This is a genomic window from Microtetraspora sp. AC03309 (assembly GCF_020826795.1).
In the GTDB taxonomy this organism is placed as follows: domain Bacteria; phylum Actinomycetota; class Actinomycetes; order Streptosporangiales; family Streptosporangiaceae; genus Microtetraspora; species Microtetraspora glauca.
Window position 1 is genome coordinate 1 of record NZ_JADDIL010000155.1, and the last position, 5,807, is coordinate 5,807.

6 protein-coding genes and 1 pseudogene are annotated in these 5,807 nt (G+C 67.5%); 3 read left to right on the forward strand and 4 right to left on the reverse strand.

Annotated features, from left to right (window positions below; genetic code table 11):
• Positions 1 to 1,265: 1,265 nt before the first annotated feature.
• Positions 1,266 to 2,192, forward strand: coding sequence for an endonuclease/exonuclease/phosphatase family protein (locus tag IMZ11_RS41600; RefSeq protein WP_228648948.1), 927 nt, complete (start codon positions 1,266 to 1,268; stop codon positions 2,190 to 2,192).
• Here the strand turns inward: IMZ11_RS41600 and IMZ11_RS41605 are convergent.
• Positions 2,173 to 2,805 (reverse strand): flavin reductase family protein, encoded by a 633-nt coding sequence (locus IMZ11_RS41605; RefSeq protein ID WP_228648950.1) that lies wholly within the window; start codon positions 2,803 to 2,805, stop codon positions 2,173 to 2,175. The genes IMZ11_RS41600 and IMZ11_RS41605 overlap by 20 nt on opposite strands.
• Positions 2,806 to 3,047: 242 nt before the next feature.
• Complete coding sequence (locus IMZ11_RS41610) at positions 3,048 to 3,593, reverse strand: DUF1349 domain-containing protein (protein ID WP_228648952.1); 546 nt, start codon at positions 3,591 to 3,593, stop codon at positions 3,048 to 3,050.
• A gap of 381 nt (positions 3,594 to 3,974) precedes the next feature.
• Between IMZ11_RS41610 and IMZ11_RS41615 the strand changes: the two genes are divergently transcribed.
• Positions 3,975 to 4,694, forward strand: coding sequence for a septal ring lytic transglycosylase RlpA family protein (locus tag IMZ11_RS41615; protein WP_228648955.1), 720 nt, complete (start codon positions 3,975 to 3,977; stop codon positions 4,692 to 4,694).
• A 43-nt stretch (positions 4,695 to 4,737) separates the two neighbouring features.
• Complete coding sequence (locus tag IMZ11_RS41620; RefSeq protein ID WP_061261353.1) at positions 4,738 to 5,058, forward strand: co-chaperone GroES; 321 nt, start codon at positions 4,738 to 4,740, stop codon at positions 5,056 to 5,058.
• Positions 5,059 to 5,326: 268 nt separating this feature from the next.
• Here IMZ11_RS41620 and IMZ11_RS41625 read toward each other — a convergent pair.
• Both IMZ11_RS41625 and IMZ11_RS41630 read right to left on the reverse strand, forming a co-directional pair.
• Positions 5,327 to 5,449 (reverse strand): annotated as a pseudogene (locus IMZ11_RS41625) (IS5/IS1182 family transposase); the annotation flags it as partial.
• 24 nt (positions 5,450 to 5,473) lie between these two features.
• Positions 5,474 to 5,807, reverse strand: a 334-nt coding sequence (locus IMZ11_RS41630; RefSeq protein WP_228648957.1) for a nuclear transport factor 2 family protein, incomplete at its 5' end; no start/stop codon positions are given.

Below are 5,807 nucleotides of genomic sequence, written 5' to 3' on the forward strand. Positions count from 1 at the left end.
AAGAACTCCGCCACGCTCACCCCTCCCGATATTCGAACGCGTATATGAATGATGCCATACTCGAACGCATATTCGCAACGGGCGAGTGGCGTGAATTTTGCGACAGAAATATGGCCAGATATCCCCTATTGGGAGCATCACTTCGACGCGGGAGCGCGTTTGATCATCACCCACGGACTTCACAATGATAATAAATCCGACATTTCAAGGAGTGGGCATTATCACAGCGCGCGCCCGATGAGGCGAGGGGTAGAAGCCCCAGGCCAGCGAGCCATACATCTCCCGCCAGCGGAGCGCTTGATCTTGTCGCTTCGCCACAACCCCGGCACTTCCGCGCCAACCCACTTCCGCGCCAACCCCCGACCAATACCCATATATAACGCCCCACCGCTGGTTATCCCATAAGTGAACTCCGCGATCCGCACGTCCGCGCTCCGGGCGCATTTATGAGCACTGATCCCGTCCGGTCGGCAATTATTGATATGCCGTCCCCGCGATCGGCCTGCCACAACATCCACAGAACGGCCACCCAAGCAGAATTCGCCACATAGGGCACTATCGGGTTTCACCACGTAAGCGCCCGATCGGATTCCACCGCGCGGTCGTCCCAGACGGTCAACGCAGTCGTCCGCGACGATCAACGGCCACTCGAATCCGGCAGGCCCCAACCGGACCTTCCAACGCACGATCCAACAATCGGCTTTGAACAACGCCGGGCAGGTATCCACCAGTACGCTCGGCGCCGGACGATCAAGCCCGACAACCACGCGACACCGCTTCGCGTGTGGCGTGCCGAACGGTTGTCGCCGCCGCCGTGAACCGGTTGCGGCGTCGGCGGCAAGAAGTAGTAGACGGCCCCACGACTCCGCGCTCGCTCACGGCCCACGCCAACGCCAACGCCAACGCCAACGCCAACGCCAACGACCACACAGCACTCCCCACGTAGACGACATCGCTCGTTCGAGCTCTCAGAACAGGCAGAGATCCCCACATCAATGGATGAACTCGCACATACAGACGGCCCCACGCAGGAGAAATCCGCAGCCGTAGCAGACTCCGGAGATCTCCCCGATCCCGCCGCGGATCCCACGCGTGCGGGACACCCCTCCGCCGAAGGTACGGCGCAGGCGCAGAACCCCGACCCTTCCATGTGCTCGGCTGGCACGGAGAGCCCCGCGGATACACCGGACCCGGCGCGTACGGAGGCAGCGGCCCGCACCACAGGCAAGCGGGCACGGCGCGGATGGGTCGGCGTTCTGGTGTGGGTGTCCATCGTGCCATTCGCCGCGTGGGCCGTACTGCGACTGATCCCGGGAGACGTGCACTTCCAGTGGGTACGGGCGGTGGCTTTCACGCCGTATGTCGCTCTCGCCTCGGTGGCCGTCCCATTGCTCGCTTTGGTGTCCCGAAGGTGGACGGCACTCGCCGCGAGCATGGTGGTCACCGGATCGCTCGCCGCCTGCGTGGTGCCGCGCGCGATCCCCGGGGGCAACCCGCCTGCCGCAGGGCCCCAGCTGAGGGTCCTTTCCTCCAATCTCATGATGGGGTCGGTGCCGCCGGAGAAGCTGATCGATCTCGTACGGGAGCTCCGCGCCGATGTGCTGACGTTGCAGGAACTCACTCCATCGGCCGCCGAGGGCCTGCGCGACGCCGGCATAGACAAGCTGCTGCCGTACCACGTGGACGTGCCCGTGCAGCGCGCGCAGGGGTCCGGGATATTCAGCCGGTTTCCGCTCGCTCAGGGACAGCTCATCGAGTTCGGCAAGTTCCGGCAGGTGGCGGCGATGGTGGACGTGCCCGGCGCACCGCAGGTCTCCGTCGTCTCCGTCCATCCGTGCGCTCCGCGCTACGCCGAGAGGATGGAGTGCTGGGCGGACGGGCTGGCGGCGCTGCCCCTGCCCGATGGTCCGGTACGGATCCTCGCCGGGGACTTCAACGCCACGCTGGATCACGCACGGATGCGGCACCTGCTGGACGCGGGGTACCACGACGCCGCCGCCACGACGGGAGACGGTCTCACGACCACATGGCCCTACCGGCGGTGGAGGTTCAACGGCTGGGGAATCCCTCCGGTCACGCTGGATCACATCCTGGTCGATCCACGCGCGGCGGCGGGGTCCTTCGGCGTCCACCGGCTCACCAGCACCGATCATCTGGCGGTGTTCGCCGAGTTCACGCTCCCCGCGCGCTGACCCTGCCGGATACCGTCTCCGAACGGAAGGTGTGCCCGAGCTCACGGCCGAGCCGGAAATAGTGCCGGAAGTTGTAGATCAGCGGGCTCCACGCCGCCGGGTCGATGTGCTGCGTACCGGGGACGACGATGCGGGGGTCCGCGTGCACCCGCACCACGTGGGCCTCGATCATCTGGAACGCGCCGGTGGCGTCCGGCTGGACGCGGGCGGCCCGCGCCTCGATCTGGATCGGGCACTCGGCCACCCGAGGCGGCCGGACCACGTCGGACGGTTCAGACCGTAGCCCCGCCGCCTCGAACTTCGCCGCCTCGAAGCGGAAGGTGTCCCGTTTGCGCGCCGGTACGGGCTCACGCCCTGTCAGTGGAGCCAGGCGCTCCACCGCCGCCCACTGCGCCGGATCCGGCAGGTTGATCACCAGGTCGGGCCGGGCGGCGAGGTTGTGCGCGGTCTGGCTGTCCGTGCCGAGTCCGAGCACGATCACCTGGCCCAGCGCCCAGGCGGAGGACATCGGGGCGAGGTTGAAGGAGGCGTCCTCGTTCTCGGTGGACAGCAGTGCGACAGGCGTCCCGAAGTACAGGATGCTCGGTGCGATCGTCAGGTGGTCGTGGGGCATGAGTGCCAACGTAGGCCGCGGATCGTTCGGCGCTCCCCGCAACGTTTCACCGTTCAGGAGCGGCGCGAGCGCCCAGATGCCCGGACGGCACGACCACCGGGGGGCCACGACGGGCGGACCGGGGCAGCCGGCTGTTCTCGCCCCCTCCGCTTCCCGGCCTATCGACACATGTTCGGCGGCATGCCGTGCTCCGGACGCGACCCCACCAGAAGTGCGTGGAGGACCGTCGTGCGCGATCCAGGTCAGGTGAGGGAGACGCGGCTGAACCGGGTCTCGAAACCCTTTCCCACGGGGGCCGCGCACATCACGCCCGCCAGGGCGGGAACGGCCGGCGGGAAGTAGGCCAGCCGCAACATCTGCTCCGGCTTCGCGTCGTCGAGCCCGTATCGGACCGTGACGGCGTCCCCTGCCCGCTCGAGATCCATGGTGATCGAGCCGAAGCTCCCGGGCGCGGCGGTCACCGACCAGTCCGACCAGCCGCGCGTGACGACCACGCTGATGTACGGCGTGCCGTCGACGAACTCGGCACCGGCCTTGATCCAATTCTCCTCGTCGATCCTGAGGACGACCCCGGCCTGGTCGTACTGCTCGGCCCAGTCGATCTCGAAGGTCGCGGTGATCCGCAGGTCGCCGGGCATGACGCGGCCGAACATGTGGGCGGTGTCATAGGAGTACCCGTAGTGGGTCTTCTGCCAGAGGTCGGTCGACGGGTCGGCCACCATCCGAAGCCCCTCGCCCGCCGCCCAGTCGCGGGGTTCGTTGACCCATTCCCAGTCTGTGTACGGCATCGCGTCCCCTTAGTCCGGCGCTCGTTCCTGCCTGGTCGATCATGCTATGAGAGCGCTCTCCGAGGCCAGTATGGCAAGGAAGATCTACCTCCGGTTTAGCACTGTTTGTCCTGTTTACCCAGATATTGCCTATACTCGTGCCACGCAATACCCACTTGCGTACTTAATCCCCAAATATCGCAATGCCGTCGCAAACCTCCTGAGACGACGTGTCCCTCCCTTCCCCCGGGAGCCCCCCAGTTCACCCCCGCCGGGCGTGTGATTTCGCCTGCCCGGAACCGGCCGCCATCGATCCCCCGCCGGTGGCCGAACGTCTTCTCGCGACGGCGCTCACACCCGGTCCCCCTCCGGGTTGATCTGCGATTCAGCGAAAGGATGCTCATGCAGAAGCGAGCCCGCCAGGCGATCATCACCGTGACCGCAGGTCTCACGCTCGTCGGAGGCGTGACGACGGCGGCCGTGGTGATGTCGTCGGGCCAGGGAGGCGACGCCGCGCATTTCGCGCAGCTTCCCCCCGCCGCCGATACCTCGGCGATCGCCCAGCCCGGTCCGTCCGCGGAGACCCAGAGCACCACCAGCACCAGCACCAGCACTGACAGCACCGTCGCCGCCGCCCAGGCCGCCCCTCCCGTCAAGGTCACCGCCACGGAGACGAGCGAGAAGAGCACGGCGACCCAGCCCTCCGCCAGCAAGACCGGCACCTCCAAGACCGGCACCTCCAAGACCGGCGCATCCGGCAAGGCCAAGAAGCTGCCCGCCGGCCGGGCCACCGCGACGTCCTTCTGGGACGCCCAGACCGCGTCGGGCAAGCCGATGCGCTACCAGACCATCGCCAGCCCGTACTGGCCGCTCGGCACCAAGGTCAAGGTCAGCTACAACGGCAAGAGCGTCGTCGGCGTGGTCGAGGACTTCGGCCCGGCGGAGTGGGCCGTCGCCCAGCACGACCTTCCCGCGATCATCGACCTGTCCGAGAAGATGATGGCCGACCTGACCGGCGTCCGGTCCAACAGCGTCCACGTGAACTTCGAGGTCCTGAAGTGGGGCAGCGGACGGGTCTACCGCACCTCCGGCACCGGCTACAAGCTGGCGATGGGCCGGTAGGCGCGCTTCCCTCCGGAAGCTCGGGCGCGCGTAAACTGCGAGAGTGGCTGACCCCAAATTCGAGATTCAGATGCTCCACGACCGCGTCATGGTCAAGGCTGAGCAGGACGCCGAGGAGCGGCGGAGCAGCGCGGGCATCGTCATCCCGGCCACCGTCAAGATGGCCAACCGACTCATCTGGGGTGAGGTCTGCGGTGTCGGGGCCAACGCCCGAGCGGTGAAGGTCGGCGACAAGGTCCTGTTCAACCCCGAGGAGCAGTACGAGGTCGACGTCCAGGGCCAGGTCTACCTCGTGATGCGCGAGCGGGACCTGCACGCCGTGGCCACCCAGCAGACCGACCACGGCACCGGCCTCTACCTCTGAAAGCGGGGCCCGTCCCGCCTTCACCTCCGAGGACCGTCGCGGCCACCCCGGCCTCACGCCCCCGGCGTGATCACCGAACCGTTCGAGACCGACCCCCGACCCGTCCCGTACGGCCCGGCCCGCGTTCGGGCGAGCCGTACGGGACGGGGGTCCGCAGAGCGGACATGTCTCCGGAACCGCCCTCGGGACACATCCTGCGAAACAGTCGTGCCGCGGGCCTTTTTCCAAGAGCGGCCGCCAATAGTCCGTTACCGGCGTCGGCGTGATCCGGTCGGGCGTCCCAGCGGTAGCGGGGTCCTGCTCGGCGGATGAGTGCGCGGACGGTGACGAACGCGGCGGCCAGGTAGAGGGAGAAGTCGACGACCTGGCCGTCGCGTTCGAAGCGGCGGCGGAGCCGATGGTGCGCAGACGCGTGTCAGCCCGTCGTCCAAGGCCGGAGCTTGTCGGGGTTGAGTATCGCCCAAATATGCTTGATCCGGTCGCCTGCGACGTCGAACGCCAGCACCGACACGGTGACACCGTCCAGCTGAGCGACCAGACCGGGCTGACCGTTGACCGTGCACTCCGCGATCGTCACTTCGGGTACCGCACTGGCCCGATCGGCGAAGAAACGCGCGACCTGCTCGGCGCCTTCGATCGGGTGGAGTGCGGCACTGACCAGGCCGCCGCCGTCGCCGGTCGCCGTGGCGTCGGGGTCGAGGAGGCCGACGAGGGCGTCGATGTCCTTGGCCTCCCATGCCCGCTTGAAG

Coding starts and splice junctions, on each gene's coding strand:
- IMZ11_RS41615 (WP_228648955.1), top strand. CDS start 3,975: ATGCAGAAGCGAGCCCGCCAGGCGATCATCACCGTGACCGCAGGTCTC.
- IMZ11_RS41610 (WP_228648952.1), bottom strand. CDS start 3,593: ATGCCGTACACAGACTGGGAATGGGTCAACGAACCCCGCGACTGGGCG.
- IMZ11_RS41605 (WP_228648950.1), bottom strand. CDS start 2,805: ATGCCCCACGACCACCTGACGATCGCACCGAGCATCCTGTACTTCGGG.